This is a genomic window from Arthrobacter sp. MDT1-49-2 (assembly GCF_059090185.1).
This window is the reverse complement of record NZ_JBNHFK010000002.1, coordinates 401,118-426,396: the sequence shown is the minus strand read 5'-3', so window position 1 is coordinate 426,396 and position 25,279 is coordinate 401,118. Positions and strand designations below refer to the sequence as shown.

The following is a 25,279-nucleotide window of genomic DNA, read 5'->3' as shown; positions in this document are numbered from 1 at the left end:
AGGCGGGCCGGATACTTACTGAATGTCGCCGGTGAACCCTGGAACCCCGGCTATACCGGTTTTTCGATGTCGGAGGCGTCCAGGATGGAGTAGGCGTAGCCCTGCTCGGCCAGGAACCGCTGACGCTTGGCCGCAAAATCCTGGTCCAGGGTGTCCCTGGCCACCACGGTGTAGAAGTGTGCCGCCTTGCCGTCGGCCTTGGGCCGCAGCAGCCGGCCCAGCCGCTGCGCCTCCTCCTGCCGGGACCCGAAGGAGCCGGAGACCTGGATGGCCACGGAGGCCTCGGGCAGGTCGATGGAGAAGTTGGCGACCTTGGAGACCACCAGCGTGTTCAGGCTGCCTTCGCGGAACTCGCTGAAGAGGCGCTGGCGTTCCTTCACCGGGGTGTCACCCTTAATGACCGGTGCGTCCAGCCGCTCCGCCAGTTCATCCAGCTGGTCCAGATACTGCCCGATCACCAGGGTCTGTTCACCTGTGTGCCGGCGGACCAGCTGCTCAACAACGCCGGTTTTGGTTTCCGACGTGGAACACAGCCGGTACTTGTCACCGTCTTCGGCCATGGCATAGGCCACCCGCTCGTCCCGGGGCAGGTCCACCCGGACCTCTATGCATTCGGCCGGGGCGATGTAGCCCTGCGCCTCGATGTCCTTCCACGGGGCGTCGTAGCGCTTGGGGCCAATCAGTGAAAAGACTTCGCCCTCGCGCCCGTCTTCCCGGACCAGGGTGGCTGTCAGGCCGAGCCTGCGCCGGGCCTGCAGGTCTGCGGTCATCCGGAAGATCGGCGCCGGCAGCAGATGGACCTCGTCATAGACAATCAGCCCCCAGTCATTGGCATCCAGCAGTTCCAGGTGCGGATACAGGCCGCCGCGCTTGAGCGTGAGGACCTGATAGGTGGCGATGGTGACCGGCCGGACTTCCTTCACCGCCCCGGAGTATTCGCCGATCTCGTCTTCGGTCAGCGAGGTGCGCTTGAGCAGCTCGTCCTTCCACTGCCGGGCGGAGACGGTGTTGGTGACCAGGATCAGGGTGGTGGTGGAACTGGTGGCCATGGCCGCGGCACCGACAAGGGTCTTGCCTGCACCGCACGGCAGGACAACAACGCCGGAGCCGCCGGCCCAGAAGTTCTCCGTAGCCAGTTTCTGGTACGGGCGCAGCGCCCAGCCGTCTTCGTTGAGCATGATGGGATGCGGGGTGCCGTCGACGTATCCGGCGAGGTCCTCGGCCGGCCAGCCAAGCTTCAGGAGCAGCTGCTTCAGCTGCCCCCGCATGGCGGACTGCACCACCACGGTTTCGCCGTCGATCCGCGGACCCAGCAGCGGCTGGATCTTCTTCGCGTGCATTACTTCTTCCAGCACCGGGTAGTCGCTGGTCCGCAGCACCAGGCCGTGCTGGGGGTCCTTTTCCAGCCGGAGCCGCCCGTACCGGGACATGGTTTCTTCAATGTCGATCAGCAGCGCGTGCGGCACGGGGAAGCGGGAATAGGTCAGCAGCGTGTTCAGCACCTGCTCCGCGTCGAGCCCGGCGGCGCGGGCGTTCCACAGACCCAGCGGGGTAAGCCGGTAGCTGTGGATGTGCTCGGGCGCCCGCTCGAGTTCAGCGAAAGCCGCGATGGCATGCCGGGCCTCGGTAGCCTGCGGGTGATCGACTTCCAGAAGAATCGTCTTATCGCTTTGGACAATCAACGGTCCGTCAACCATGCGCCGGGCTACCCTCCACTATTTCCACGTCCATAATCCGATGTACTGACACTGTACGTTCCACGTCATGGCGCGGATCGTAGACCCGCACCCTTCCGTCATTCACTGAGAGGGGAACGAAAATCTCCTGCCGCTGATTCCCCTGGCTGTCCACCACGCCCATCCGTACCGAGCTTTTGGTCCGGATGGCCTTGCGCAGGGTTTCCAGACTGACCAGGGACTCGGTTTCACCGCCGGCCTGCAGCGGTGGTCCCTCGCCGCGCAGGGCCGCGAGTTGCCGGTCCAGATCCTCATCCGTCAGCTCCCACTGGTTCAGGCGGGTCCGAGAGGAGGACGGCGCAGGGACGGGAACCATACGGTGGGAGCCGACCGGTTTGCGGGCCGGTCCCTCCAGCGCAGGCGGATACCCCAGCTCCCGCAGCGAGAACGAGAGTTCCTTGGCAGATACGGCGGATGCCACCACGGTGGGCGCCAGCCGGACCAGGCCCAGGGACGCGGTGCGCGGGTCGGCGAGCAGCGCGCTCAGTCCTTCCTCGTCGTCGCTGCGCAGGTAGGACCCGGCGGTCCCTACCCGGAGCCGGCCGTACCGGGCAGCTGTGTCCTCCACCAGGTAACTCAGCGGCTGCGGGACCTCGGTGGCAGAATGCTGGCGCAGGAACCGAAGGATGCCTTCGGCATCGTGTCCTTCATCCAGGGCCCGCCGGATGGATTCGGCCGAGAACCGGTAAATGGTGGCCGGCCCCTGCCCCTCGGGGGTGGAAATCAGTGCCAGTTCCCGGGCTACCTCGGGCTCCAGATACCCGGGAGCAATGGCGGTCAGGTCCGCCTGCAGCAAAAAGGAGTTCAGCGGCGCCGGCAATGCGTCGCGCAGCACCGAGGCAGCCCGCACATAATCGCCCTCGGACACGGCTGCGCCAAGGACGGTCAGCGCGCCGGAACCGAGGAGTCCCAGTTGTGCCGCTTCCCGCAGGATTCCGGGCACCAGGCGGGCGAAACGCCGCTGCAGGCGGGGCTGGTGCCAGGTGAGGGCGCTGATCAGGTCCTCGGTGTCAAAGGCGTTCACGGCGTCCCCGGAGCCTTCAACTTCGGAGAGCAGCGCCAGCATTTCCAGGGCCCGACGTCGAACTACCGGGGCATCGGGGCGGGAGACTTCGGCAGCCAACGCGTTGACTGCTCCGCCGGCAGGCAAGGGGGCACCCACCAGTGAGGGAGCCCTGTCCGCGTCCAGCCACGCCTGCGCCAGCCGCCGCCACTGCTCCTCGCGGCTGGCCTGGAGCCAGTCTCCCTCCGATGCACCCCAGCGGGAGGTTGCGGCGTCCAGGGTCAGCAGCCCGGCCAGGGCGGCCAGTTCCAGCAGCCAGGATGTTGCGGCGGCGTCGAGGCGGAGGGATTCGGACAGCCGGCGGACTTCGCGCACGCCTACGCCGCCGGAGCGCAGCGTCCCGACCGGGTTGTCCGCCGCCAGACCCACCAGTTCGGTCACCAGCCGGAGGGTTTCAGCCACGGCACCGAACGCAGCGTTGTCGCGCAGGTTGCGGGCGACCTGACGCGGCTCGGGGCGGGGAGCTTCCAATTGGAAGTCGGCCACGATGACGTGACCGCGGGACGCCTGGCCCACCGGGCGCGGCAGTTCGACATGCAGGGCGTCAAGGGGAACCAGGAGCCCGCGGGCCACCAGCCATTCCACCGGTGAGGGGGAGGGGTTCTCCAGTACTGCCCGTCCCAGGGCGGCCTTCTTGGGAATGGTGCCCACCGGTGAGTACTTGAACCGCCGGAGCAACTCGGTAGTCTGCGGGGGCGCCCCGCTCATCAGCAGTGCCCAGGCCTCGGGGTCGGAAACCAGGTGATGCAGCGCATGGGCTGCGGTGGCCGGCGTGTCGGCCTTCTCCACCGGCAGTCCTGCGTTTCGCAGTCCCTCGACTATCCCCACGAGGCGCTGCCCGAACTCGGGATGCTGGGCGGCAAGCGTGGAGTAGGGCCGGCCCAGGCCCGCCGGATAGGCACCCAGTGCCTCACCCAGAACGGACACGGGGAGGTAGAAGCGGCGTGTGGCGTCCGCCTTGGGGGCTCCCGGATGCGGTTTGGCACGGCGCAGCAAGGCGAGCGAATGCAGGTGCCCCAGAATGACGTCCAGGGATTTGATCGTGGACCCGGCAATCGCGGCCTTGAGCCAGGACGCGGTGGTACTGAGGTGGGAATCCTCGTTGGTGGTCAGATCCACGGCTTCGAGGACCTGCAGTTCCGGCGCGGTGAGTTTCTCGAGGATCCGCTGCACGCTGACCCGGGTGGACGCCCGTGCCGCCAGAGCCTGGAAATCCGGTACCGGGGGAAGCACGAGGTCGGGCCGGGCCGTGAGCAATTCCCGCAGCTGGTCGTCGCTGCGTGCGGCTAAATCATCGGCCAAGGCTCGAATCGCGGACATCAGCACCACGTTACCTGAGGAGGGAGGGAAACGGACCGATCAGCCCCGGCGCCGGCGCCTGATGGAATCGATCACCAGGCCCGCCATCAGCACGAAGGCAAGGGGCAATGCGTAAAAGGTTGCTGCGACCAGCCAGGGGTCAACGGTCCGTCCCTGCAGGGAGAGGAAAAGAACCGTTGCCAGGCAGCCGAGACCGAAGAGCGCCAGCAATCCCGCCAGTGCGGCGGCGATGCGGCGTAGCGGGGACGTGCCGTTGGAGATGCCGGACCCTTCCTGTGGCTGCGGATCGTGGAACTTCACATCGTCGGACAGCGGAGATTCCGCTGCCGCAGTGGCCCGGACAGCGTCCGGTGGCGTGGTGCTCATGGTGATTAACGCTAACAGCGGAAAACCGCCGGACAAAGGGCAGCGCTTGGAGGCTGATTCGCTTGTCGGGATATTCTAAAGGGAACAGACTTCCCCGTAGTATCTCTGGAGTACGAAGCGCCGCTTCCGTGCCGGACTGCGGGTCACACGAAAAGGCAGGCAACCTTGCCTTGCTGAAAACTAAGAACGAGGTAACCGAAGTGCCTATCGGCAAGGTCAAGTGGTTCGACACTGGTAAGGGTTTTGGTTTTCTGGCCACGGATGACGGGCAGGAAGTCTTCCTCCATGCCTCGGCCCTGCCAGCAGGAGTCAGCGAGGTCAAGCCCGGCACCCGCATGGAGTTCGGTGTAGCGGACGGTCGGCGAGGGCCGCAGGCCCTGTCCGCACGCATCCTGGAAGCACCGCCGTCGGTTGCCAAGGCCAGCCGAAAGGATGCCGAGGACATGGCCGTGATTACCGAAGACCTCATTAAGCTGCTCGACGGCATTTCGAACGGACTCCGCCGCGGGCGCTACCCGGAAAAGAAACACGCCGCCAAGGTGGCCGCAGTTCTGCGCGCCGTCGCTGATGATCTGGATATCTAAGGTTCGCGTACTGAAGTGACTATGACACCGGCAACTTCCTCTCCCGATACGTCTCCGGAACCCGGGTCCGATATGCCTGGAGCGGCCCCCGCTGCCCGACGTCGGGCACCGCGCCGTCCCGGCAAGCCCGACGCCGTCCTGGCCGCCGCAGTGGCGCAGGCACGCGCCGGGCTGCTGGAGGTGGCTGCAGAAGAAGAAGTGGGCGACTATGTCGGCGCCGTCGCGGACGCGGAGCGGCTGGTAACCCACCGGTTTGCCGCCCTGCGGCCCGGTTACCGCGGATGGCAGTGGTACTCCACGGTTGCCCGAATGCCCAGGAGCAAAAAGGTGACGGTCAGCGAAGTGGGACTGCTGCCGTCCGAGGATGCCCTGCTGGCGCCTGAATGGGTGCCGTGGTCCGACCGGCTGCGGCCTGAGGATATTGCCGCCGAGCAGGAACAGCAGGCGAAAGAGCAGGCCGAACAGGAGGCCCGCGACGCGCTGGAAGACGCCGGCCGGCAGGCCGGGCAGTCCGCTACTGACGCGATGGGTGCCGGGGAGGACGACTAACCCGTGACGGTTGCGGCAACAGGTTCATCAATCCCGCAGGGGGCGCTGAGCTGATGTTCCGTTCCCTGCGCATCTTCAACTACCGCATCTGGTTTTTCGGTGCCCTGGTCTCGAATATCGGCACGTGGATGCAGCGGACCGCACAGGACTGGCTGGTCTATGACATCCTCACTGACCAGAACGCGGCCGCGATGGGCGTGGTGATGGCGCTGCAGCTGGGACCGCAGCTGCTGCTCGCCCCCTGGTCCGGACTGATTGCGGATACCTACAACCGGCGCAAGGTCCTGCTGCTGACCCAGATCAGCATGGGCGGGCTTGGCCTGGCGCTGGGCCTGCTGGTTCTCTCCGGCCATGCCGAACTGTGGCATGTCTACGCGTTTGCCATGGCCCTGGGCATTGTTTCCGCCATTGACGGGCCGGCGCGGCAGGCTTTTGTGTCCGAAGTGGTCTCAGAACGGGACCTGCCCAACGCCGTGGCCCTGAACAGTGCCTCCTTTAACGGGGCACGGATGGTCGGTCCCGCCGTGGCGGGCCTGCTGACCGTGGCTGTTGGTCCCGGGCTGGTCTTCATCCTCAATGCGCTGACGTTCGGCGCCATGGTGGTGGCTTTGCTGAAGATGCGTGCCGGGGAGCTGCGGGCCATGCCGAAGGCAGCGGCCGGCAAGGGGCGCATCCGTGCGGGACTGGCCTACGTACGCCACCGGCCGGACCTGATGATGGTCATGCTTGCCATTTTCATTGTCGGCACCTTCGGCATGAACTTTGCCATCTATATAGCAGCGATGGCCCGCACGGAATTCGGCCGCGACGCGGGCGTCTTTGGTGTCCTGAACTCCGTGATGGCCATCGGCTCGGTGGCCGGTGCGCTGCTCTCCGCCCGGCGGGACCGGCCGCGGCTGAGGTTTGTGTTCGGCGCTGCCGGCGCCTTCGGCTTTGCCTGCATCCTCTCCGCTGCCGCACCCAACCTGATCCTGTTCGCGCTTTCCCTGATCCCGGTGGGGCTGTTCGCCCTCACCCTGATGACCAGCGCCAACGCCTATGTGCAGACCACCACCGCGCCGCAGATGCGCGGGCGGGTGATGGCGCTGTACTTCGCCATCTTTATGGGCGGAACGCCGCTGGGTGCCCCGGTGGTCGGCTGGGTCTCCAACGCCTTCGGCCCGCGCTGGAGCCTGGGGGTAGCTGCCGCCTCCGGCATTGTGGCTGCCGTGTTGGGCTTTGTCTGGGCCTGGCGGACCTACGGAATGCGGTTCCACTATGACCGCAGCCTGCCGCGCCGCCTGAGCATGACCACGGATACCCCGGAAAAGCAGCAGGACCCGGACAACGCCTAGCGTCCGGGTCCTGTGCGGGGTTGTGCTCCCGGCCGGAAGGTCAGGAATGTTCGATCACGTAGTCGATGCAGTTCAGCAGGGCGCTGACGTCATCGGGATCGATGGCAACAAAGGTGGCAATCCGCAGCTGGTTGCGGCCCAGCTTGCGGTAGGGCTCCACATCGACCACGCCGTTGGCGCGCAGGGTCTTGGCGATCGCGGACGCGTCAATGCTGTCATCGAAATCGATGGTGGCAATGACGTTTGAGCGGTCTTCGGGCCGGGCGACGAACGGCGTGGCTACCGGAGACTTCTCCGCCCACGAGTAGATACGGCCGGCCGACTCAGCAGTGCGGCCGGCGGCGAAGGCCAGCCCTCCGCTGGTGTTGAGCCACTCGATTTGGGCATTCAGGGTCACCAGAGTGGACAACGACGGCGTGTTGTAGGTCTGGTTCAGCCGCGAGTTATCGATGGCGGTCTGGAGGTTTAGGAAGTCCGGGATCCACCGGTCGCCGGCGTTGATCCGCGCGGCCCGCTCCAGGGCCGCGGGGGAGAACATGCCCAGCCACAGCCCGCCGTCGGACGCAAAGTTCTTCTGCGGCGCGAAGTAGTACACATCGGACTCGCCCAGATCCACGTCCAAGCCGCCGGCAGCGGAGGTGGCGTCAATAAGCACGAGGGAACCGGCGTCGGCGCCCTGGACCCGCTGTACCGGAGCGGCTACGCCGGTGGAGGTCTCATTCTGCGGCCAGGCGTAGACATCCACACCGGGCTCGGCCACGGGCTGCGGACGGGTGCCCGGCTCCGCTTTGATGATGCTGGAGGCGGAGAGGAACGGTGCCCTGTTGGTGGCGGCAGCGAACTTCGAACCGAACTCGCCAAACGAGAGATGCTGGGCCTTGTTCTCGACCAGGCCGAAGGCGGCAATATCCCAAAAGGCAGTGGACCCGCCGACGCCAAGGACCACTTCGTAACCCTCGGGAGCGGAGAAGAGGTTCGACAGGCCTTCACGGATGCTGCCTACAAGGTTGCGCACGGGGGCCTGGCGGTGGGAGGTGCCCAGCAGGCTGCCTCCGGCCTGCGCAAGCGCCTCGATCTGTTCCGGGCGGACCTTGGACGGTCCGGCGCCGAACCGGCCGTCGCGGGGCAGGAGTCCGGCGGGAATCTTCAGTGCGGCGGTATCGCCCATTGGTTATCGCTCCAAGCGTGTCAGGGGAAAGCGCGTATGCACTTCCATTCTGCCGCACCCTTCACTTCCGGACGATTTATGACCCAGGCCACGAGGGGATGTGGGGTAGGCCCGGCAATTCACGGGCCGTCGGGCGAATACGCTAACGTGTTGGCGTACACCCGGGGCAGCGGCATGTTGCCCTCCTTTCTTCCTTAGTAGGAGCGGCCCGTCATGACGGATCTCATTGACACCACTGAGATGTACCTCAGGACCATCCTGGAACTGGAAGAAGAAAACATTGTTGCCCTGCGGGCGCGGATTGCCGAACGGCTGCGCCATTCAGGCCCCACCGTGTCCCAGACTGTTGGCCGGATGGAGCGTGACGGCCTGGTGGTCGTGGCGGGGACCCGCAGGCTTGAGCTGACCGAACTTGGCCGGCGCCGTGCCACGGAGGTCATGCGCAAGCACCGGCTTGCCGAACGGCTGCTGGCCGATGTGATCGGACTGGACTGGGCCTACGTCCACGACGAGGCCTGCCGGTGGGAACACGTGATGAGTGAGCGGGTGGAACGGCGGCTCTACGAGTTGCTGGGGCGCCCCACCGAATCCCCCTACGGCAATCCCATTCCCGGCCTGGAAGCGATTGGCGGAGTAGCCTCGGAAGTCTTCAGGTCCGGTGTCAATGACCTGGTTTCGGTGGTGGCCGAAGCCGTTCCCGGCGCCCCGCTGAAGCTGGTCCGGCTGGCCGAGCCCATCCAGGTGGAGCCTGAGCTGCTGTCCCAGCTGGACGAGGCGGGCCTGCGCCCGGGCGCCCGGATCACGGCAGAAGAGGTGGGCGGGTATATCTCAGTCCGTGTGCCCGGTATTGAAGGGGCCCTGGAGCTGCCCGCCGAGGTGGCGGCCCACGTCTTCGTCTCACACGCCGGGTAACGGAATGGTCACTTTTGTGGCCTTTACCCTATAGTGAGTTCCTGACGTTGAAACACCATCGTTATCCGGTCCGTCCGCCGAGCCCTGCCAGCGGACCGGAGTACCAACCGTTCAGGCAGGGGCGGAGGACCCACTTTCCGGCAGCCATGCTGCCTTGGGGTGAAGCCTTCCGGAAGCCGGCAGCAGTGCACGCCCAGCCGTCCGCACGCCGTCGCACCGGAGGCCGAGTTTCTCTACTCGAATCCGACAGCTAACTTCGTAGGCGATCCAAGAGAGGGAAACACTTGTCGAAGCATGCTGCTTCGGGCCGGCGCCGTGCGTCCGCTCCAGTTACGCCTGCGCGTCAGCGCAACTCAACGTCCTCCGGTCGCCGGCGGGCTGAAACCAAGACAGTCTCCGTAGGCGGGGCGGCCCAGAAGGTGGCCATCACTGCCGCCACCTCGGGCCTGATCCTCACGGCGGCGATGCCCAGTACGGCTGCTTCCGGGGAAGCCGCGGTACAGCCCGAGCCGGTAACAGCATCCAGTAAGCCCGTACAGGCTGACCCGAATGCCAACGTCGGATTTGCCAGGGCAGGTTTGAGCAGTGCCTTTGACCCGGATGCCAAACTGGCGTCCGTCACGGTAGCGGCCGGCAGCTCGGTGGTTCCCGCCGCAGCCAAGGGCACGCTGTCCACTCCTCTGGACTCCGCCCTGATCGAGACCTCCGGGTTCGGTCACCGTGTCAGCCCCATCACCGGCGAGGCCGGCGAAATGCACAACGGCCAGGACTTCGCAGCCACCTGCGGTACCGCCGTCACCGCCGCAGCCTCAGGCACCGTCGTTTTTGCCGGGTGGCACCCTTATGGCGGCGGCAACCGTGTGGTCATTGACCACGGCAATGGCGTGGAGACCACGTACAACCACCTTTCCAACGCCGCAGTCACCGTGGGCACCGAAATCAAGCGCGGACACCTGGTGGGCGCGAGCGGAACCACCGGCGCTTCCACGGGCTGCCACCTGCACTTTGAGGTCGTTGTTAATGGCGAAGTTGTCGACCCGCGGGACTGGCTGTAACCGGACGAATATCGTTTCGTGATCGGAACGTGACATAAAGCAAATGTTGCTGTACGCTCGTCCTCGTGCCTGATTCGCCAACGATCGGGCACCTTCGAACAGATCGCCGAGCTCTGCCACTGTTTGAAGTCCGTTCGCAGAATCGCATGGCAGAGGCGGGGGAACCAATTTCGGGTTTCGAAAGAAGCCCTTGGGGTTAAGTTGCAGAAGGCCGTAGGCCTGGCAACCGGGTGACTCCCATCCGAATCCGACAGCTCACCTCGTAGGCATTGGGAGAGGCAAACCTGTGTCATCACACGCTCACGGCCGCCGTCGCGCTGCCACCGTACAGACCAACCCGATCACCGCACTTTCCAAGGCAGTCAGCTCCAACGCCGGTACCGTAGGCCGCCAGGCCGCCGTCGTAGTAGCAGCATCCGGCCTCGTGCTGGCTGCAGGGCTCCCTGCACAGGCATCCTCCGTTAGCACGGACCGCCAGGCACTCGAGGCAACCACCCTGAACTTCGTGGACGGCAGTGTCACTGCTCCCGCCAACGCCCCCTTCGCTCTGCAGCTGGCCGCTACCGCCGGTTCCATCGACGGATCCGAATACCGCGCCCAGGTCGCAGCCGAAGAAGCTGCAGTCGCAGCAGCCGAGCAGGCTGCAGCCCAGGCCGCTGAGGCAGCCCAGATCGCCGCTGCAGCACCCGCAGCCGGCCCGGCCGCCTCCGCTCCCGCTGTGATGACCGCGTCCTCCGCTCCGGCCGCCCCGGCACCGGAAACCGCTGCGCCCAGCAACGTTGGCGCGGCCCTGGTCGCCTCGGCCTACGGCCAGATCGGCGTTGCCCAGGACTGCACCGCCATGGTGGAGAACGCACTGCGCTCCGTCGGCAAGTCTGTTGGCGATCTGGCCCCGGGCCAGTTCTTCCAGTTCGGCTCCGTTGTCGGCAGCCCGCAGCCCGGCGATCTGGTGATCACCGGCGGTCACGTCGCCATCTACGTCGGCAACGGCCAGGTCATCAGCGGTGGCCTGAACGGCATGAACACCGGCCTGCACAGCCTCTCCGATCTGCCGGGCGCCAGCTTCGTCCGCGTCAGCTAAGCCCGGTTTTCGAGACCTGGAGAATCATGACCTCGACAACTGAGCGCGCCCGCCACCGGGCGCCGGTGGAACGCACCACTACGCTGAACGCACTCGCCGGTGCCGTGAGCGCCAACGCAGGAACAATGGGCCGCCAGGCCGCAGTTATTGCCGCAGCCTCGGGACTGGTACTGACAACAGGTGTTGCTGCCAACGCCTCCGGCGCGGAGACCCTGCGCGATGTCCGCACCAGCAACCTGAACCTTTCCGCGGCCCAGCCCGTCCAGGTGCCGGAGACCATCCAGGTCTCCTTCGAACGGGATGGGATCAACGGCGTGATCACCGCGCCCGAGCCCGTGCCGGCCGAGACGCCGACGCTGACCGTTCAGGCCCAGGAAGTGGTTCCCGCCACGGCCAACACCAATGCCCAGGGCGGCGCCGGCACCGGTGCCGCAACTGCAGCACCGGCGACGGCAGCTACGCCGGCCCCGGCACCGGCAGTACCTTCCGGTCTTGGCGCAACCATCGCGGCGGCAGCCTATGCCCAGCTCGGCGTCAGCCAGGATTGCACCATGCTGGCCACCAACTCGCTGGCTGCCGCAGGCATCAACTTCCACGGATGGCCGGCCGGCTACCTGTCCCTTGGACGGACGGTCAGTGCAGCCGAGGCCATGCCCGGAGACCTGATCTACTACGCCGACGGCGGCATGGGCATGGCCCACATTGCCGTTTACGTAGGTAACGGACAGGCAGTGCACGGCGGCTTCAACGGAAACAGCACAGTGGTTGCTCCGGCCGAACTCGGCTCCGGCGGCGTCTACATCCGTGTAGGCGGCTAGAAACCCCGTCTCACCCTGCGCGCCCCCGGGCTGTACGCAGGTAAGACCATGGCAAGGCTCCTCCTTCTGGGGGAGCCTTCCGGTTTTAACGCACCAAGGGGAGCGGGGCGGGTGCCGGTGTTTTGCTCGGTGAAAATGGCCAAGTTGCCAATCCCGGCATACTCTTGCATAGACAATCCGAAGTGCCGTTTGCGGAACGGTGTCTTGTACTCACCGGTTCGTGGGCGGCAGATGAAGAGGTATGTGCATGCGCACTCTCGTTCTGAATGCTGGATACGAACCGCTGGCCGTGATTACTTTCCGCCGGGCCCTGGTACTGGTCCTTAACGGAAAGGCAAGCGTGGTAGCCGAGAGCGGTGAACCCGTGGCCGGGCCGAATGAAATTTTTCCCCGGCCCTCCGTCATCCTGTTGCACCGTTATGTGAAGATTCCCTACCGGGAGGGCACTGTTGCCACCCGCAGGGGGGTGCTGCGCAGGGATAACCATGAATGCGCCTATTGCGGCAAGGCTGCGGCGACAGTGGATCACGTGGTGCCGCGTTCCCGAGGCGGAGATGACAGTTGGGAGAACCTTGTGGCCTGCTGCCTGCGCTGTAACAACACCAAGGGGGATAAGACCCTGGCCCAGCTCGGGTGGCAGCTGCGCATTTCGCCGAAGGCCCCCCGGGGAGCGCGGTGGCAGATCCGTGAACTGGAACGCCCGTCCCCGCAGTGGGATCCCTTCCTGCAGAATGACACAGCTGCCTGATGCCTGGACTCCCGGAGCATGCCGCACTCATCCTTGCCGGCGGCCGTTCCAGCCGCCTGGGCGGCGTCCCCAAGGCACTGCTCATGGCCGGGGGCCGAACACTGCTGGAGACCACCCTTGCCGCGGTACCCGACGCACGGACGGTATGCGTCGCAGGTCCGCCTGATCTCAAGCCTCTTCTGGCCCGCCGTGCACCGGCGGCGTTGCTGGTCCGGGAGGAACCTGCCTTCGGCGGCCCGGCCGCAGCAGTGGCGGCCGGTATCAAAGCCCTGCCGAATCCGCCCGAATGGACGCTGGTCCTGGCCTGCGACATGCCGGGGGTCGCTGCGGCCGTGGAAACGCTGTTACGGTCCGCAACCGGATCGGACACCCTGCTGGCGCTGGATGCGCAGGGATACACCCAGCCATTGGCCGGGCTGTACCGCACCGCGGACCTCGTCTCCGCAGTGGATGGTTCTGCGGACGGAACCCTGACAAACATGTCCATGAAGGGGCTGCTTGCTAGGGTGCAATGGAGGGGTGTACCGGTTCCCCCGATGAGTACAGCCGATGTTGACACCTGGGCGGACGCGAAATGCCTGGGTGTGAGCGCCGGGGACATGCAGCAGGAAACCCCGAGGCATGGCCCCCAGCGAAGCGAAGGAGCAGGAATGGCAAGCCAGCAGGAACAACTCGAAGCATGGAGCAGCAGATTGTTGAAAGCGCTTGAGCTCGAAGGCACGCCGGTGGATGTTGCCGCCGTCCTTGATCTCGCGGCAGCCGCGGCACATAGCGTGGTGCGTCCTGCGGCGCCGTTGACCACCTTTATTGCGGGTTACGCTGCGGGAATGGCGGCCGGCAGCGGGCAGGCAGGCGACGCGATTGCCATGCGTTCGGCGATGGCGGTGGCGGCCGGCGAATGTTCCGCCGCCGCAGAGAAGGGGGAAACGGAATGAGCGACCCCTCGGTTCCCGTCATCCTGCCCGTACAGCCCAACGCATCCTGGGCCCAGGCCCGGCACGCCGCGTACGCCGCTGCCCGTCCCCTGCCCTATGAGACGGTACCCCTGGACGAAGCCCTGGGGCGGATCCTGGCACTCCAAACCTCCGCATTACAGCCTGTGCCGCACTACGCCTCGGCAGCCATGGACGGGTGGGCCGTGGCCGGGCCACCGCCCTGGACGGTCATCACCGCCAAGGAACCGGAAGTAGAGCGCTGGCAGATTCACCGCGAGTCCGGCCGCCGGGCCCTGCAGCCCGGCGAAGCCGTCGAAATCCTCACGGGCGGCCTCATCCCCGAGGGCGCGGAATCCGTTCTGCGTTCAGAACACGGCACGGTGTCCGGCGAAGAAGAGCAGGTACTGACGCTCGGCGTGCGTGCTGACGGCGTCGAACCGCGGCAAGGCGAACACATCCGCCCGGCCGGCGAGGAAGCATCGGCCGGCGAAACCACCATCCCCGCAGGCAAGTTGCTTAATCCCGCGCACATCGCCCTGGCGGCGGTATGCGGGCATGACACCCTCCCCGTTTTACGCTCCCCCCGGGTCTCCCTGCTGCTGACCGGCGACGAAGTGATCGAAGCGGGGCTGCCCGAACCGGGCCAGGTGCGGGATACGTTCGGGCCGCAGCTGCCGCAACTGATCACCATGCTCGGCGGACGCGTGGACGTGGTGCGGCGTCTGCCGGACCGGCTCGAGGATGTGGTGGCTGCGCTCAGCAGCGAGGCCAACGACGAGCTCTCCATTGCCATGTCCTCCGGAGACGTCCTGATCACCACGGGTGCGACGGGGCGCTCCGAGGCGGACCATCTGCGCCGTGCCCTGGAGGAAGTGGACGCGGAACTGCTGATCGATGGCATCGCCATGCGCCCGGGGCATCCCACCATGCTGGCGCGGCTAAGGGATGGCAGGCTGCTGGTGGCGCTGCCGGGCAACCCGCTGGCCGCGATGATGGCAGTCTTCACACTGGTTCAGCCGCTGCTGGACGGGCTCCGCGGTGCACCGATTTCCCGGGAGCGGCATGTGCTGGCCGGAGTGGACCTGGAACCACTGCCGGGCAGGACACGGCTGGTTCCGTGCACCATGCAGGAGGACCGGGCCATGCCCTCCCCGTATTTCCGCTCCGGCATGCTCCGCGGACTGGCCGAGGCCGACGCGGTGATGGTGGTGCCGCCGGAAGGCTGCATCCGGGACCAGGCGGTTATGGCCCTTCCCCTGCCGTGGCAGGTTAACCAGGCACCGGCCGGCTAGGGACCGCCCGGGCACGCAACGCAAAGGGGTACTCGCAACGGGTGCCCGCCATAACAAAAGGGTACGACGGCGCAGGGAGGCATCATGGGACGGGTTACCCAACGAGGACGGGTTACGCGGTTCCGGCTGGACGGGCATACCGGCACACGGGAGGACGTGCTGGCGGGGGAGGAGCCGCTGGAAATCCGGTTAAACGGGACATCCTTCACCGTCACGATGCGGACCCCCGGTGACGACTTCGATCTGGTGGCCGGCTTCCTGGTCTCTGAAGGAGTGATCTGGGAGTCCGGCCAGCTGATCAGCCTGCGTTACTGCGCCGGCGTGGACGAGGAAGGGAAACAGACCTTCAACGTTGTTGACGTCCAGCTGCGTCCCGGGACGGCGCTGCCGGACACCGGTATGGAGCGGCATGTCTATACGTCCAGCTCCTGCGGAATCTGCGGCACCGCCTCCATTGAAGCCGTGCGCAAGTCCTCGCACTTTGACACCGCCGGGGACAGCGTCAGACTGCCCCTGGAGATGCTGGCCGAGCTGCCGGACCGGCTGCGGGAGGGACAGAAGGTCTTTGACCGGACCGGAGGCGTCCACGCAGCCGGCCTCTTCAGCACCGACGGTGAGCTGTTGTGCCTGCGCGAGGACGTCGGCCGGCACAACGCCGTGGACAAGGTGGTCGGGTGGGCGCTGCGGCAAGGAATGCTGCCCCTGAGCGGCACCGTGCTTCAGGTCTCCGGACGGGCGTCCTTCGAACTGGTGCAGAAGGCGCAGCTCGCCGGCATTCCCGTGCTGGCCGCGGTCAGTGCGCCGTCCGCCCTGTCCGTGGAATTGGCCAAGGATGCAGGGATGACCCTGATCGGCTTCAGTCGGGGCAGTTCCCTGAACTGTTATTCGGCACCGGAGCGCATTGTCGCTCCGGTTGCTGCCGCCCTCTGACACCGGCCCGGCCCGGGCGGACTCGGGCCCGGCCCGGCAGCCCGGGCTAGCAGGAGGCCGGCAGCAGGACGGTGGCTGTTGTCCCCTCGCCCTCAGCGGAGACGATGCCCAGCTCGCCGCCGTGCTGCAGGACGATGTCCTGCACAATGGCCAGTCCGAGGCCGGTGCCCGGGATGGCGGCGGTGGTGGCATTGGATGCGCGGAAGAACCGGCGGAAAAGATTGGGCAGGTCCGCTTCAGGGATCCCGATGCCCGTGTCGCAGACCTGCACCCGGATGCTGTTGCCGGCGCCCTCGTGCCGGAGCTGCTGGGCGCGGATCTGCACCGAGCCGCCGGTGGGGGTGAATTTCACGGCGTTGGAACACAGGTTGGTGAAAACCTGCTCCAGCTGGGCGCGGTCGCCGTCCACCAGCAGCGGCTCCGCACAGGGTTCGAAGCTCAGGTCCAGGCTGTTGGCACGGGCTGCAGGCGCCAGCGAGGCTGCCACTGAGCGCAGCAGCTCATCCAGATCAACCTCTTCGACTTCGAGGCTGTTCTCATCTGCGTCGTGCCGGGAGATGGTGAGCAGATCCGTGATCAGCTGATTGAGCCGGACGGCGTTGCGGCCGACAATCTTGAGCATTTGGGCGACGTCTTCGGGAAGATCTGCCCCGGAGTCTTCCAGGATCAGGTCCAGGTAGCCCGTGATGGAAGTCAGCGGGGTCCGCAGCTCATGGTTCACCGTGGCCACGAAATCCGTTTTGGCCCGGTCCAGTTCCCGTTGGCGCTTGAGTACCATCCGCTGTGCCGTAATCAGGTTCCCCTGCACCAGGCCGTGCGCCAGGTTGCCGCTGGCGTGCTGGATGAGGGAGATTTCCGTACTGGTCCAGTCCCGGGAGCTGCCTTCACCTGCCAGCCAGAGCAGGCCGAAGGACTTATCTCCGTGGCCCAGCGGCGTGACCAGGGAGGTCCGCAGGCCAGCCGCGGCGGAAGCCGGGCTCAGCTGCACCGGCTCGTCACCCGCCGGTGCCCGGTGATCTTCTACGGCCAGCGCGTGGCCGCGTTCCCACAGCCGGTCCGCCAGTTCCCCCGCCGTGTGGCCTGCCAGCGGCGGGATGGCGCCGACGGTTCCGTCCCTGCTCCAGGACAGGTTGAGCTCGGGGACGCGTTCGTCGGGAAAGGTCACCAGCAGCACGTGGTCCGCTTCGAAGGTGGTGCCCAGTCCGTGGACCATCACCTCCGCCATCTGCTGCGGGTCATTCGTGGAGCGTATGGAAGCAGAGATGCGGCGGGTATCCGCGCGCAGCCGGGCGGTGGCCATCCGGCGTCCGCGTCGGGCCTGGGCGGTGGTGAGGATGAGGTTTACCCGGCGGGCAAGATCCTGCGCGTCCACGGGGCTGGCGACAAAGTCGGCAATGCCCAGCTCCACCATCAGCTCCACGTCCAGCCCGGCGTCACCGGCCACAAGGATTACGGGCAGCTTGGTCATGGACCGCTCGTGCCGGATGCGCTTGAGCATATCCATCCCGGCGATCTGGCGGACGGTGGAATCCACCACGGCCAGGGCCGGCGGTGCCGTCCTCGCAGCATTGATGGCTTCATCCAGGTTGCGCACCGCAACGACATCCAGTCCCGCAGCTGCAAGAACTCCCGCTACGACGGAAAAAACGCCGGGTTCCTCGACGGCCACCAGCGCCGTCGGGCGCCGGGCGGTGCCGTCCAGTGAGGAGTCGTCCTTGGGGACGGCCACGGGTTTGAGCGCCGGAGACATAGCGGCCTTTCGTCGGTGCCCGGGGCAGGAAGCAGGGGCAGCGATTGGAAGTGTATCAGCGGAGGAGGTCAAAACAGTGACTTGTTTCACGGCAGCGGCGAGGATGTCGCGGGCCGGGTTCAGCCCCTGGCGATAGGCCGGGCCGCGGGCGTGCGGAGGCTTAAGCTGGAACGTGCAGATAACGGAGGAAAACACATGAGCATGGAAGGCGCCGCGTGGAGTTCGCTCCACAAGATTTCCCGCGGCAGCGGCACGGATAACAAGATTTCCAAGGACACTCTGGGCCGGATTGTCCGGTTCGCGGCCCCTTACCGGTTCCGGCTCCTGGGCTTTGTACTGCTTTCCGTGGCCGGTGCGTTTCTGGCAGTGGCCACCCCGGTCCTGGCCGGTGAGGTGGTCAACTCGATTGTTGCCGGGACGGCCCCCGGCGTGGTGATTCGGCTGGCCCTGCTGATAGCCGCCGTTGCGGTGGCTGATGCCGGCGTGTCACTGGCCACCCGCTGGTTCTCCTCGCGCATCGGGGAAAGCGTCATCCTGGACCTGCGGACGGCGGTCTTCGACCATGTTCAGCGGATGCCGGTCGCATTCTTTACCCGGACCCGCACCGGTGCCCTGGTGAGCCGGCTGAACAATGACGTCATAGGCGCCCAGCAGGCGTTCAGCGGAACTTTGTCCGGCGTCGTGAGCAACGTCGTCGCCCTCATCCTCACCCTGATTGTGATGCTCGGGACTTCCTGGCAGGTAACTGTCCTGGCCATGCTGCTGCTGCCGGTCTTCCTGCTGCCGGCCCGGCGGATGGGCGGACGGCTGGCAGCCCTGCGCCGCGAGGCCGCGAACCACAATGCCTCGATGGGCACCCAGATGACCGAACGGTTCTCGGCACCCGGTGCGACCCTGATCAAGCTTTTCGGCCGGCCTGACGCGGAATCCCGCGAGTTCGCCGTGCGGGCCGCCCGGGTGCGGGACATCGGCGTGAAGATGGCCATGATGCAGGCCATCTTCGTCACCGCGCTGACCCTGGTCTCCGCCCTGGCCCTGGCCCTGGTCTACGGTCTGGGCGGCTATCTGGCGCTGACCGGCAGCCTGAACACCGGTGACGTGGTCACCCTGGCCCTGCTGCTCACCCGGCTCTACGCACCGCTGACGTCCCTGGCCAATGCCCGGGTGGAAATCATGAGCGCTGTGGTCAGCTTCGAGCGGGTGTTCGAGATCCTGGATCTGCGTCCGCTGATCGCTGAGAAGGAGCAGCCGGCACCGGTGCCGGACGGCCCGCTGGCCGTGGAGTTCGACGACGTCCGCTTCGCCTATCCGACGGCGGAGAAAGTCTCGCTGGCATCGCTGGAGGACGTCGCCGTACTGGATACGCGCGGCGGTGAGGAAGTGCTGCACGGGATCTCCTTCCGGGTGGAACCGGGTCAGACTGTTGCCCTCGTCGGCACCTCGGGCGCCGGTAAGTCCACCATCGCCCAGCTGCTGTCCCGGCTGTACGACGTCGATTCCGGCGCGGTGCGCTTCTCCGGCACCGACGTGCGGGACCTGAGTTTTGCCGGCATCCGCGGGGCCCTGGGCATGGTCACCCAGGACGGACACCTGTTCCACGAAACCATCCGCGCCAACCTGCTGCTGGCCAACCCGGAGGCGGGCGAGGAGCAGGTCTGGGACGCGCTGCGCCGCGCCCGGCTGGAGGACATGGTCCGTTCCCTGCCGGACGGGCTGGAGACCATGGTGGGGGAGCGCGGTTACCGGCTGTCCGGCGGTGAACGCCAGCGCATGACCATTGCGCGGCTGCTGCTGGCCCAGCCGCGGATCGTCATCCTGGACGAGGCGACCGCCGCCCTGGATTCCACGTCCGAGGCGGCAGTCCAGGCGGCCCTGGGCGAGGCGCTGCAGGGGCGCACCGCCGTCGTTATTGCCCACCGGCTTTCCACCATCCGCAACGCGGACAGGATTTTGGTGATTGAAGACGGCCGGATTGCCGAGCAGGGCACCCATACCGAGCTGCTGGCGCGCGGAGGACGCTACGCGGAGCTGTACAACACCCAGTTTGCCGCCGAACCGGCTCCGGATGCGCAGCTCGAGGAGGATCCCGCCGGGAGGCCGTAAGCGCGGCCCGTCGGCGGCCCGGGCCGGGGCATCTTCTACCGGGGCATCTGGTGCTGGACGTCCCGGTAGTAATCCTTCAGGGCCAGGTCTGCGGCTGCCTCCCGGTCCAGGACGAACGTGGCGTGCGGGTGCATCTGCAGCACCGAAGCCGGGCACATGCTTGCCAGCGGCCCCTCGACCGCCCGTGCCACCGCCTGCGCCTTGGCCTCGCCGTGGGCCACCAGCAGCACCGTCCGCGCCTCCATGATGGTGCCCAGCCCCTGGGTGAGGCACAGGGAGGGCACTTGGGAGGCATCGGCAAAGAACCGTGCGTTGTCCTTGCGGGTGGCGGACATCAGGGTCTTCACCCGGGTCCGCGACGCCAGGGATGACGTCGGTTCGTTGAAGCCGATGTGCCCGTTCCGTCCAATGCCCAGAATCTGCAGGTCGATCCCGCCCGCCGACGTGATGGCAGCTTCATAGTTCAAGCAGGCAGCAGCAAGGTCCGCAGCGCCGCCGTTAGGGACATGCACCCTGCCGGGATCCAGGCCCAGCCTGTCGGTGACTTCCCGGCGGATCGCCGCGGCATAGCTCTCCGGATGCTCCGGCGGCAGGCCTACGTACTCGTCCAGGGCGAAGGCGGCCAGTGCGGACAGCTGGGGGCTGCGGTGGCGTTCCAGTTCCTTGTAAATAGCCAGGGGAGAGGAGCCGGTGGCCACGCCCAGCGTCTTAATGGTGCCGTGGCTGACACCCCGAAGGATGACCCGGGCGGCGTACTCGCCGACCTCCGCGGGGCTGTCGAGAACCACGATGCGCATGAGCTACCTTCCGGCGCGTTCCTGGGCCCTGCCGGCCTTTTTGACCGGGGCTACGATCACCCTGGTGCCGCGGCTTTCAAACTCGGCCTTGTCACTGTCGCTGATCCCGCTGTCCGTAATCAGGTTGCTGAACACATAACCGTTCAGCGTGGCGAAGCTGCGGGTGCCGATCTTGGAGGAGTCCGCCACGATGTATGTTTCCGAGGCTCGGCGTGAGATCAGCGAGTTGACCGCTGCTTCGCCTTCGTCGCTGACGGTAGGTCCCACCTCGGCGTCCAGCCCGTTGACGCCCACAAAAGCGAAGTCCAGTGCCACCCGCTGCAGGATGACGTCAGTGTAGGGGCCCACCAGTTCGTATGAGCGGGGGTTCACGGTGCCGCCGGTGACCATCACGCGGATATTGGGGCGGACCACCAGTTGTACGGCAATGTTGATGGCGTTGGTGACCACGGTCAGGGTGGGTTTGCTCGAGGGTTCCATCAGGTCCCGGCGCATCCCCAGGGCGTGGGCGATGGCGGTACTGGTGGTGCCGCCGCACAGACCGATGACGGCGCCCAACGGGACCAGCGCACTGGCGGCCTGGGCGATGGCCTGCTTCTCGGCCATATGGTCATCCCGGGTATATCTGGTGGGCAGGTCGTAGGCAACAGCCTCCATCGTGGCCCCGCCGCGGGTACGGGTCAGCAGCCGCTGTGCGGCCAGGGCATCAAGGTCCCGGCGGGCGGTGGCCGGCGAGACTTTCAGCTCAGCCATGATCTCCTCCACCTGCACACGCCCGCGCGCCGCCAGGAGATCAAGGATGGCGTTGAGGCGCTCGGTCTTTTCCATGGTTTTTCAGCCTTTTTCCACAACGGTTGTCCCGGTCAGGGCGAACAGGGACAACAGGCGCCCGGCCTCGGGGGCCAGCGCCCGGCGGCCCGCGGAGAGGTACTTGCGCGAGTCGACAAGATCCGGATGGTCTCCAAGCATCTGGCGCACGGCACGGGTGAAGAAACCGTTCAGATGCGTGGAAACATTAATCTTAGTCATTCCAGCGCTGATGGCGGCGACGAGCATGCTGTCCGGCACCCCGGAGGAGCCGTGCAGCACCAGCGGAACGTCCAGGGCGTTTTTCAGCTCGCGGATCAGGTCCAGGTCCAGCTGCGCGCTCCGGTTGGTCATGGCATGCGAGGACCCCACCGCCACGGCCAGGGCATCGACGCCGGTGGACAGGACAAAGTCCGCTGCCTCGAAGGGATCAGTCCGCACCCCCGGGGCGTGTGCTCCGTCCTTGCCGCCCACTTCGCCCAGCTCCGCCTCCACAAAGACGTCCAGCGGCTCGGCATGTTTGACCACACGGGCGGTGGCGGCAACATTTTCGCTGTAGGGCAGGGCGGCGCCGTCGAACATCACCGACCCGAAGCCAAGCTCCAATGCCTGATGGACCAGGGCTTCGTCTTCGGCGTGGTCCAGATGCAGGGCCACCGGGACAGCGGCAACTTCAGCGACCGCCAGGCAGGCTGCCGCCAGCGGCTTCAGGGAGCCGTGGTAACTGGCGCAGTTCTGTGAAATCTGCAGGATCACGGGGAGTCCGGCGGATTCCGCACCGGTGACAATGGCCTCTGCGGTCTCGAGGTGCAGGACGTTGAAGCTGCCGATTCCGGTGCCGGCCGCCACGGCGTTTTCCATGAGGATCCGGGTGGGGGTGAGACCCATTAGTTTTTCTCCAATGCAGTGTTTAGATGGCTGTTCGCGACGCCGGTGCGGTGCCTGGTAACGGTGATCTGCCGCAGCAGGCCGGTGTGCTCGGCGGAGATTTCACCGGCTGCCGGCATCAGCACAGCTGCGGCGGACCAAGCGGCCGCCGTGCGCAGCATCTGCTCCAGGTCCCGGTTCCCGGATGCCAGATGGACGGCGAGGGCTGCCACGGCGGCGTCGCCGGCGCCGGTTGGGTTCCCCGGCAGGCTGCGGCCCAGCCGCGCGTGCAGGTAGGACTCGGGCTCTGCCGCCGAGAAGGCCAGCAGACCGGCCTCACCGCAGCTAAGGAAAACGGTCTGTGCGCCGGCTTTGAGGAGTTGGCGCACGCCCCGGTGCGGATCATCCTCGCCGGTGGCCTCGCGCAGCTCATGATGGTTGGGTTTCAGGGCAAAGACCCCGGCCTCGGCAGCGCGGATCAAATCCGGCCCCGAGGTGTCGATGATGCAGGGGATGCCGTGTGGGGCGGCTGCCCGCACGAGGTCGGGATAGAACCCGGCGGGAGCCTGGGGCGGCAGGCTGCCTGAGCCCACCAGTACGCCGGCACCGGGGAGCAGCTGCCCAATCTGGACGTTCAGGTCCTGCCATTCGCCGCCGTCGAGCGGGTACCCGGTTTCATTGAAGATGCTGGTGATCCCGGCACTCTCATCAACAAACGCCATGCTCCGCCGGGTAGGCGCCACCACGGGCACGAGACGGTGCGGAATGCCGTTGCGTTCCAGATCGTCGCGGTAACGGGCTCCGGTAAAGCCTCCGCTGGTGGCAACGGCAAGCGTGGGGGCTCCCACTTGATGGGCCACCCGGGCCACGTTCATTCCCTTGCCCCCGGCGCGGACGGCCGGCGGCGGCACCCGGTGGCTGGAGCCCGGAACAAGCGCCGGCACGGCATAGGTTTCATCCAGCGCCGGATTGGCAGTGACGGTCAGTACCGCACGGACGTCCGGGGTCACAGCGGTTGTCCGGTCAGGCCGCGCGCGTGCAGGGCCGCACCCATGAGCCCGGCATCCTGGCCGAGGATGGAAACGCGGATCCCGGGCCGGCGGTGGAAGGAGAGGCGGCTGTCGACGGCGCGGCGCAGCGGCCCGGTCAGGTCATTGCCGGCTTGGGACAGGCCGCCGCCGAGTATGACGGCCTCGGTGCCCAGGACCGCGGCCAGATGGCAGATGCCATCGGCCAGCGCCTCCACCGCGTCGGCCCAGACTCCCGCCGCGTCGGCGTCGCCGTTGTGCGCGGCGTGCAGTACCTCTTTGGCGCCGGCTGCCGCCCGGCCGGTGCGTTCCGTATAGCGGCGGACTATGGCCCCGGCGGAGCCCACCGTTTCGAGGCAGCCGTGGGCGCCGCACGCGCACAGGGTGCCCGAGGGAACCGCGGCGTGGCCGATTTCCCCGGCATAGCCGCCGCCCCGGACCCGGCGTCCGTCGCAGAAAACCGCGCCGGCAATGCCGGTACCGATGATCAGCACCACCGCGTCGCGCAGTCCCTGGCCTGCGCCGAGGCGCATTTCGGCCTCACCGGCCAGCCCGACGTCGTGCCCGAAGGCCACGGGAAGCCCGGTTTCCTCCCCGAGCCGCTGGGCGAAGGGATAGTCCCGCCACCCCAGGTTCGCCGAGAAAAGGCCGGTGCCGGTGCCTTCATCCACCAGGCCGGGGACCACGAGGCCCAACGCCTGCACGGAGACCTGCGGATAGTCCCGGATGTACCGCTGGGCCAGGGCGGCAACCTCCTTCACCACCGCGTCGCCGGGGCGGGCCGGATCGCGAGGTGTAGGCATCCGCAGCAGGGAGTGGAAGTTTCCGCTCCCGTCCTGAAGGGCTGCCTTCATATCGGTTCCACCCACGTCGAAGGCGAGGACGGACTCGCCGGCGGGGGAGGAGGCTGCCGGTGTGCTCATGTGCCGGGCTGGCCTTCCAAGATGACGGAACGGGTGAGGCTGCGCGGGCGGTCGGGATCGAGCCCGCGGCCCATGGCGCGTTCCAGGGTGAGCTTGTGGATGCGTACCAGCTCGGCAAGCGGGTGGCGGGAAGAATGCTCGAACCGCGCACCTGCCTGTTCGACGTCGGAGCGCAGGCCCTCGGGTTCCTCTCCCAGCAGCCAGGTCACCCGGCCGGGCGCGGCAATCGCGATCGGGCCGTGCCGGTATTCCATTGCGGGATAGGACTCGGTCCAGCCCTGTACCGCCTCACGCATTTTCAACGCAGCTTCATGGGCCAGGCCAACGGTCCACTCCCGGCCAAGGAAGCTGAACTGCTCGGCGTCCAGCAGTTCCTCCGGGACGGGTTCAGCCAGCACGGCGCGCGCATCCTCGACCGCCGGCGCCAGATCCGTACCGAGCGAGGTCAGAAGATAGGCCAGCGCCGCGGTGGCGAACCGGGTCTGGACCACCGAGGACTCATCGGCATAGGGCAGGGCAACCACGGATCCGGCCAGTGTGGCGGCCGGCGAATCCAGGTCCCCGAGCAGCACGGTGGTGGGGACGGTGTTGTCCAATTCGGCGAGGAGGCTCAACACCTCGGTGGTGGTGCCGGAGCGGGTGATCGCTACGACGGCGTCATATCCGCGGCGGGTCACCGCCGACGCCTCGGAGGCGGCGAACGCGTCGGTTTCGCCGAGGCCGGCCTCTTCCCGAGCCGCCGCATAGGACTGGGCCATGAACCAGGACGTGCCACAGCCCACAACGGCTACGCGTTTGCCCGCGGCCGGCAGGAGCCTCTCCGCTCGCGCCTGCCCGATCGCGCGCTCCCAGACGTCCGGCTGCGAGAACAGCTCCTCGCGCATCCACTGGCCGGGAGCGGAAGCGGAAGGTGCTGCGTCGGTGAAGGATGTTGGCATGGAGGTGCTCCTCTGGGCAGCGGGCCGGCTTTTCCGGCCCAACAATGTTGCTCAATGATGAACATTGATTGCATAACTTGTCTAGTGATCAGTAACAATCAAGCCCAACCCGCACGATTCTGTACTCGTTTTTGCCGGAATAACGGCGTTTTTCCAGGAAACTGCGGCAAACCCG

Annotated in this window: 23 protein-coding genes and 2 riboswitches; of the genes, 12 read left to right on the top strand and 11 right to left on the bottom strand. The window is 66.7% G+C overall.

The genetic code is table 11. The annotated features are described in order from the left end of the window. Window positions 1-50 precede the first annotated feature (50 nt). Genes AC5RTS_RS04480 through AC5RTS_RS04470 form a run of 3 tightly spaced genes read right to left on the bottom strand, consistent with a single transcriptional unit; the run spans window position 51 to window position 4,485 of the window. On the bottom strand, window positions 51-1,697 hold the full coding sequence (locus AC5RTS_RS04480) for a DNA repair helicase XPB (RefSeq protein WP_493990868.1): 1,647 nt from the start codon (window positions 1,695-1,697) through the stop codon (window positions 51-53). After that, complete coding sequence (locus AC5RTS_RS04475; RefSeq protein ID WP_493990867.1) at window positions 1,690-4,119, bottom strand: helicase-associated domain-containing protein; 2,430 nt, start codon at window positions 4,117-4,119, stop codon at window positions 1,690-1,692. The genes AC5RTS_RS04480 and AC5RTS_RS04475 overlap by 8 nt, the downstream gene beginning before the upstream one ends. 39 nt (window positions 4,120-4,158) lie before the next feature. Beyond that, window positions 4,159-4,485: a hypothetical protein gene (locus AC5RTS_RS04470; RefSeq protein ID WP_493990866.1), complete on the bottom strand. Its 327-nt coding sequence runs from the start codon at window positions 4,483-4,485 to the stop codon at window positions 4,159-4,161. A gap of 200 nt (window positions 4,486-4,685) precedes the next feature. Here AC5RTS_RS04470 and AC5RTS_RS04465 point away from each other — a divergent pair, with 200 nt between their 5' ends. Genes AC5RTS_RS04465 through AC5RTS_RS04455 form a run of 3 tightly spaced genes read left to right on the top strand, consistent with a single transcriptional unit; the run spans window position 4,686 to window position 6,952 of the window. Next, entirely contained in the window at window positions 4,686-5,069 is a 384-nt protein-coding gene (locus AC5RTS_RS04465) for a cold-shock protein (RefSeq protein ID WP_493990965.1), read from the top strand. Between the two features lie 21 nt (window positions 5,070-5,090). Further along, window positions 5,091-5,618: a DUF3027 domain-containing protein gene (locus tag AC5RTS_RS04460; protein WP_493990865.1), complete on the top strand. Its 528-nt coding sequence runs from the start codon at window positions 5,091-5,093 to the stop codon at window positions 5,616-5,618. Window positions 5,619-5,671: 53 nt separating this feature from the next. Beyond that, entirely contained in the window at window positions 5,672-6,952 is a 1,281-nt protein-coding gene (locus AC5RTS_RS04455) for an MFS transporter (RefSeq protein WP_493990864.1), read from the top strand. A 40-nt stretch (window positions 6,953-6,992) separates the two neighbouring features. On the opposite strand, the gene serC is transcribed toward AC5RTS_RS04455, so the two are convergent. Next, a complete protein-coding gene (serC, locus tag AC5RTS_RS04450) occupies window positions 6,993-8,120 on the bottom strand; it encodes a phosphoserine transaminase (RefSeq protein ID WP_493990863.1) in 1,128 nt (375 codons plus the stop codon). Between the two features lie 213 nt (window positions 8,121-8,333). Between serC and AC5RTS_RS04445 the strand changes: the two genes are divergently transcribed. The 8 genes from AC5RTS_RS04445 to fdhD all read left to right on the top strand — a co-directional run bounded on the left by AC5RTS_RS04445 (window position 8,334) and on the right by fdhD (window position 15,891). Further along, window positions 8,334-9,032 (top strand): metal-dependent transcriptional regulator, encoded by a 699-nt coding sequence (locus AC5RTS_RS04445; protein ID WP_493990862.1) that lies wholly within the window; start codon window positions 8,334-8,336, stop codon window positions 9,030-9,032. A 91-nt stretch (window positions 9,033-9,123) separates the two neighbouring features. Further along, window positions 9,124-9,313: riboswitch (cyclic di-AMP (ydaO/yuaA leader) on the top strand. A gap of 138 nt (window positions 9,314-9,451) precedes the next feature. Beyond that, complete coding sequence (locus tag AC5RTS_RS04440; RefSeq protein WP_493990861.1) at window positions 9,452-10,087, top strand: M23 family metallopeptidase; 636 nt, start codon at window positions 9,452-9,454, stop codon at window positions 10,085-10,087. Between the two features lie 125 nt (window positions 10,088-10,212). Continuing rightward, window positions 10,213-10,370: riboswitch (cyclic di-AMP (ydaO/yuaA leader) on the top strand. 3 nt (window positions 10,371-10,373) lie between these two features. After that, window positions 10,374-11,168, top strand: a complete 795-nt coding sequence (locus tag AC5RTS_RS04435; RefSeq protein ID WP_493990860.1) for an NlpC/P60 family protein — start codon at window positions 10,374-10,376, stop codon at window positions 11,166-11,168. A gap of 26 nt (window positions 11,169-11,194) precedes the next feature. After that, window positions 11,195-11,986, top strand: a complete 792-nt coding sequence (locus AC5RTS_RS04430) for an NlpC/P60 family protein (protein ID WP_493990859.1) — start codon at window positions 11,195-11,197, stop codon at window positions 11,984-11,986. Between the two features lie 247 nt (window positions 11,987-12,233). After that, window positions 12,234-12,734, top strand: a complete 501-nt coding sequence (locus AC5RTS_RS04425) for an HNH endonuclease (RefSeq protein ID WP_227905782.1) — start codon at window positions 12,234-12,236, stop codon at window positions 12,732-12,734. After that, complete coding sequence (gene mobA, locus AC5RTS_RS04420; protein ID WP_493990858.1) at window positions 12,734-13,669, top strand: molybdenum cofactor guanylyltransferase; 936 nt, start codon at window positions 12,734-12,736, stop codon at window positions 13,667-13,669. The genes AC5RTS_RS04425 and mobA overlap by 1 nt, the downstream gene beginning before the upstream one ends. Further along, window positions 13,666-14,961, top strand: a complete 1,296-nt coding sequence (locus tag AC5RTS_RS04415; protein ID WP_493990857.1) for a molybdopterin molybdotransferase MoeA — start codon at window positions 13,666-13,668, stop codon at window positions 14,959-14,961. The genes mobA and AC5RTS_RS04415 overlap by 4 nt, the downstream gene beginning before the upstream one ends. 84 nt (window positions 14,962-15,045) lie before the next feature. Continuing rightward, window positions 15,046-15,891: a formate dehydrogenase accessory sulfurtransferase FdhD gene (gene fdhD, locus AC5RTS_RS04410; RefSeq protein ID WP_493990856.1), complete on the top strand. Its 846-nt coding sequence runs from the start codon at window positions 15,046-15,048 to the stop codon at window positions 15,889-15,891. 46 nt (window positions 15,892-15,937) lie between these two features. Here the strand turns inward: fdhD and AC5RTS_RS04405 are convergent, their stop codons facing one another. Further along, complete coding sequence (locus AC5RTS_RS04405; protein ID WP_493990855.1) at window positions 15,938-17,641, bottom strand: sensor histidine kinase; 1,704 nt, start codon at window positions 17,639-17,641, stop codon at window positions 15,938-15,940. A 195-nt stretch (window positions 17,642-17,836) separates the two neighbouring features. On the opposite strand from AC5RTS_RS04405, the gene AC5RTS_RS04400 reads away from it, so the two are divergent. Continuing rightward, the gene (locus AC5RTS_RS04400; protein ID WP_493990854.1) at window positions 17,837-19,744 is read left to right on the top strand and encodes an ABC transporter ATP-binding protein; all 1,908 of its coding nucleotides are present in this window, start codon (window positions 17,837-17,839) and stop codon (window positions 19,742-19,744) included. A gap of 35 nt (window positions 19,745-19,779) precedes the next feature. Here AC5RTS_RS04400 and nagB read toward each other — a convergent pair whose 3' ends face one another. Genes nagB through AC5RTS_RS04370 form a run of 6 tightly spaced genes read right to left on the bottom strand, consistent with a single transcriptional unit; the run spans window position 19,780 to window position 25,104 of the window. Beyond that, window positions 19,780-20,541 carry a glucosamine-6-phosphate deaminase gene (gene nagB, locus AC5RTS_RS04395; protein ID WP_493990853.1) on the bottom strand — a complete coding sequence of 254 codons (762 nt, stop codon included), beginning with the start codon at window positions 20,539-20,541 and terminating at the stop codon, window positions 19,780-19,782. 3 nt (window positions 20,542-20,544) lie between these two features. Beyond that, window positions 20,545-21,369: a DeoR/GlpR family DNA-binding transcription regulator gene (locus AC5RTS_RS04390; protein ID WP_493990852.1), complete on the bottom strand. Its 825-nt coding sequence runs from the start codon at window positions 21,367-21,369 to the stop codon at window positions 20,545-20,547. Window positions 21,370-21,375: 6 nt separating this feature from the next. Next, a complete protein-coding gene (locus tag AC5RTS_RS04385; protein WP_493990851.1) occupies window positions 21,376-22,236 on the bottom strand; it encodes a class II fructose-bisphosphate aldolase in 861 nt (286 codons plus the stop codon). Beyond that, window positions 22,236-23,225, bottom strand: coding sequence for a 1-phosphofructokinase family hexose kinase (locus AC5RTS_RS04380; protein WP_493990850.1), 990 nt, complete (start codon window positions 23,223-23,225; stop codon window positions 22,236-22,238). The genes AC5RTS_RS04385 and AC5RTS_RS04380 overlap by 1 nt, the downstream gene beginning before the upstream one ends. Continuing rightward, on the bottom strand, window positions 23,222-24,166 hold the full coding sequence (locus tag AC5RTS_RS04375) for an ROK family protein (RefSeq protein WP_493990849.1): 945 nt from the start codon (window positions 24,164-24,166) through the stop codon (window positions 23,222-23,224). The genes AC5RTS_RS04380 and AC5RTS_RS04375 overlap by 4 nt, the downstream gene beginning before the upstream one ends. Further along, complete coding sequence (locus tag AC5RTS_RS04370) at window positions 24,163-25,104, bottom strand: SIS domain-containing protein (protein WP_493990848.1); 942 nt, start codon at window positions 25,102-25,104, stop codon at window positions 24,163-24,165. The genes AC5RTS_RS04375 and AC5RTS_RS04370 overlap by 4 nt, the downstream gene beginning before the upstream one ends. Window positions 25,105-25,279 lie beyond the last annotated feature (175 nt).

Coding starts and splice junctions, on each gene's coding strand:
- AC5RTS_RS04480 (WP_493990868.1), bottom strand. CDS start 1,697: ATGGTTGACGGACCGTTGATTGTCCAAAGCGATAAGACGATTCTTCTG.
- AC5RTS_RS04425 (WP_227905782.1), top strand. CDS start 12,234: ATGCGCACTCTCGTTCTGAATGCTGGATACGAACCGCTGGCCGTGATT.
- AC5RTS_RS04475 (WP_493990867.1), bottom strand. CDS start 4,119: ATGTCCGCGATTCGAGCCTTGGCCGATGATTTAGCCGCACGCAGCGAC.
- serC (WP_493990863.1), bottom strand. CDS start 8,120: ATGGGCGATACCGCCGCACTGAAGATTCCCGCCGGACTCCTGCCCCGC.
- AC5RTS_RS04390 (WP_493990852.1), bottom strand. CDS start 21,369: ATGGAAAAGACCGAGCGCCTCAACGCCATCCTTGATCTCCTGGCGGCG.
- AC5RTS_RS04445 (WP_493990862.1), top strand. CDS start 8,334: ATGACGGATCTCATTGACACCACTGAGATGTACCTCAGGACCATCCTG.
- AC5RTS_RS04460 (WP_493990865.1), top strand. CDS start 5,091: ATGACACCGGCAACTTCCTCTCCCGATACGTCTCCGGAACCCGGGTCC.
- AC5RTS_RS04405 (WP_493990855.1), bottom strand. CDS start 17,641: ATGTCTCCGGCGCTCAAACCCGTGGCCGTCCCCAAGGACGACTCCTCA.
- mobA (WP_493990858.1), top strand. CDS start 12,734: ATGCCTGGACTCCCGGAGCATGCCGCACTCATCCTTGCCGGCGGCCGT.
- AC5RTS_RS04370 (WP_493990848.1), bottom strand. CDS start 25,104: ATGCCAACATCCTTCACCGACGCAGCACCTTCCGCTTCCGCTCCCGGC.
- AC5RTS_RS04375 (WP_493990849.1), bottom strand. CDS start 24,166: ATGAGCACACCGGCAGCCTCCTCCCCCGCCGGCGAGTCCGTCCTCGCC.
- nagB (WP_493990853.1), bottom strand. CDS start 20,541: ATGCGCATCGTGGTTCTCGACAGCCCCGCGGAGGTCGGCGAGTACGCC.
- AC5RTS_RS04400 (WP_493990854.1), top strand. CDS start 17,837: ATGAGCATGGAAGGCGCCGCGTGGAGTTCGCTCCACAAGATTTCCCGC.
- AC5RTS_RS04470 (WP_493990866.1), bottom strand. CDS start 4,485: ATGAGCACCACGCCACCGGACGCTGTCCGGGCCACTGCGGCAGCGGAA.
- AC5RTS_RS04415 (WP_493990857.1), top strand. CDS start 13,666: ATGAGCGACCCCTCGGTTCCCGTCATCCTGCCCGTACAGCCCAACGCA.
- AC5RTS_RS04430 (WP_493990859.1), top strand. CDS start 11,195: ATGACCTCGACAACTGAGCGCGCCCGCCACCGGGCGCCGGTGGAACGC.
- AC5RTS_RS04385 (WP_493990851.1), bottom strand. CDS start 22,236: ATGGGTCTCACCCCCACCCGGATCCTCATGGAAAACGCCGTGGCGGCC.
- fdhD (WP_493990856.1), top strand. CDS start 15,046: ATGGGACGGGTTACCCAACGAGGACGGGTTACGCGGTTCCGGCTGGAC.
- AC5RTS_RS04455 (WP_493990864.1), top strand. CDS start 5,672: ATGTTCCGTTCCCTGCGCATCTTCAACTACCGCATCTGGTTTTTCGGT.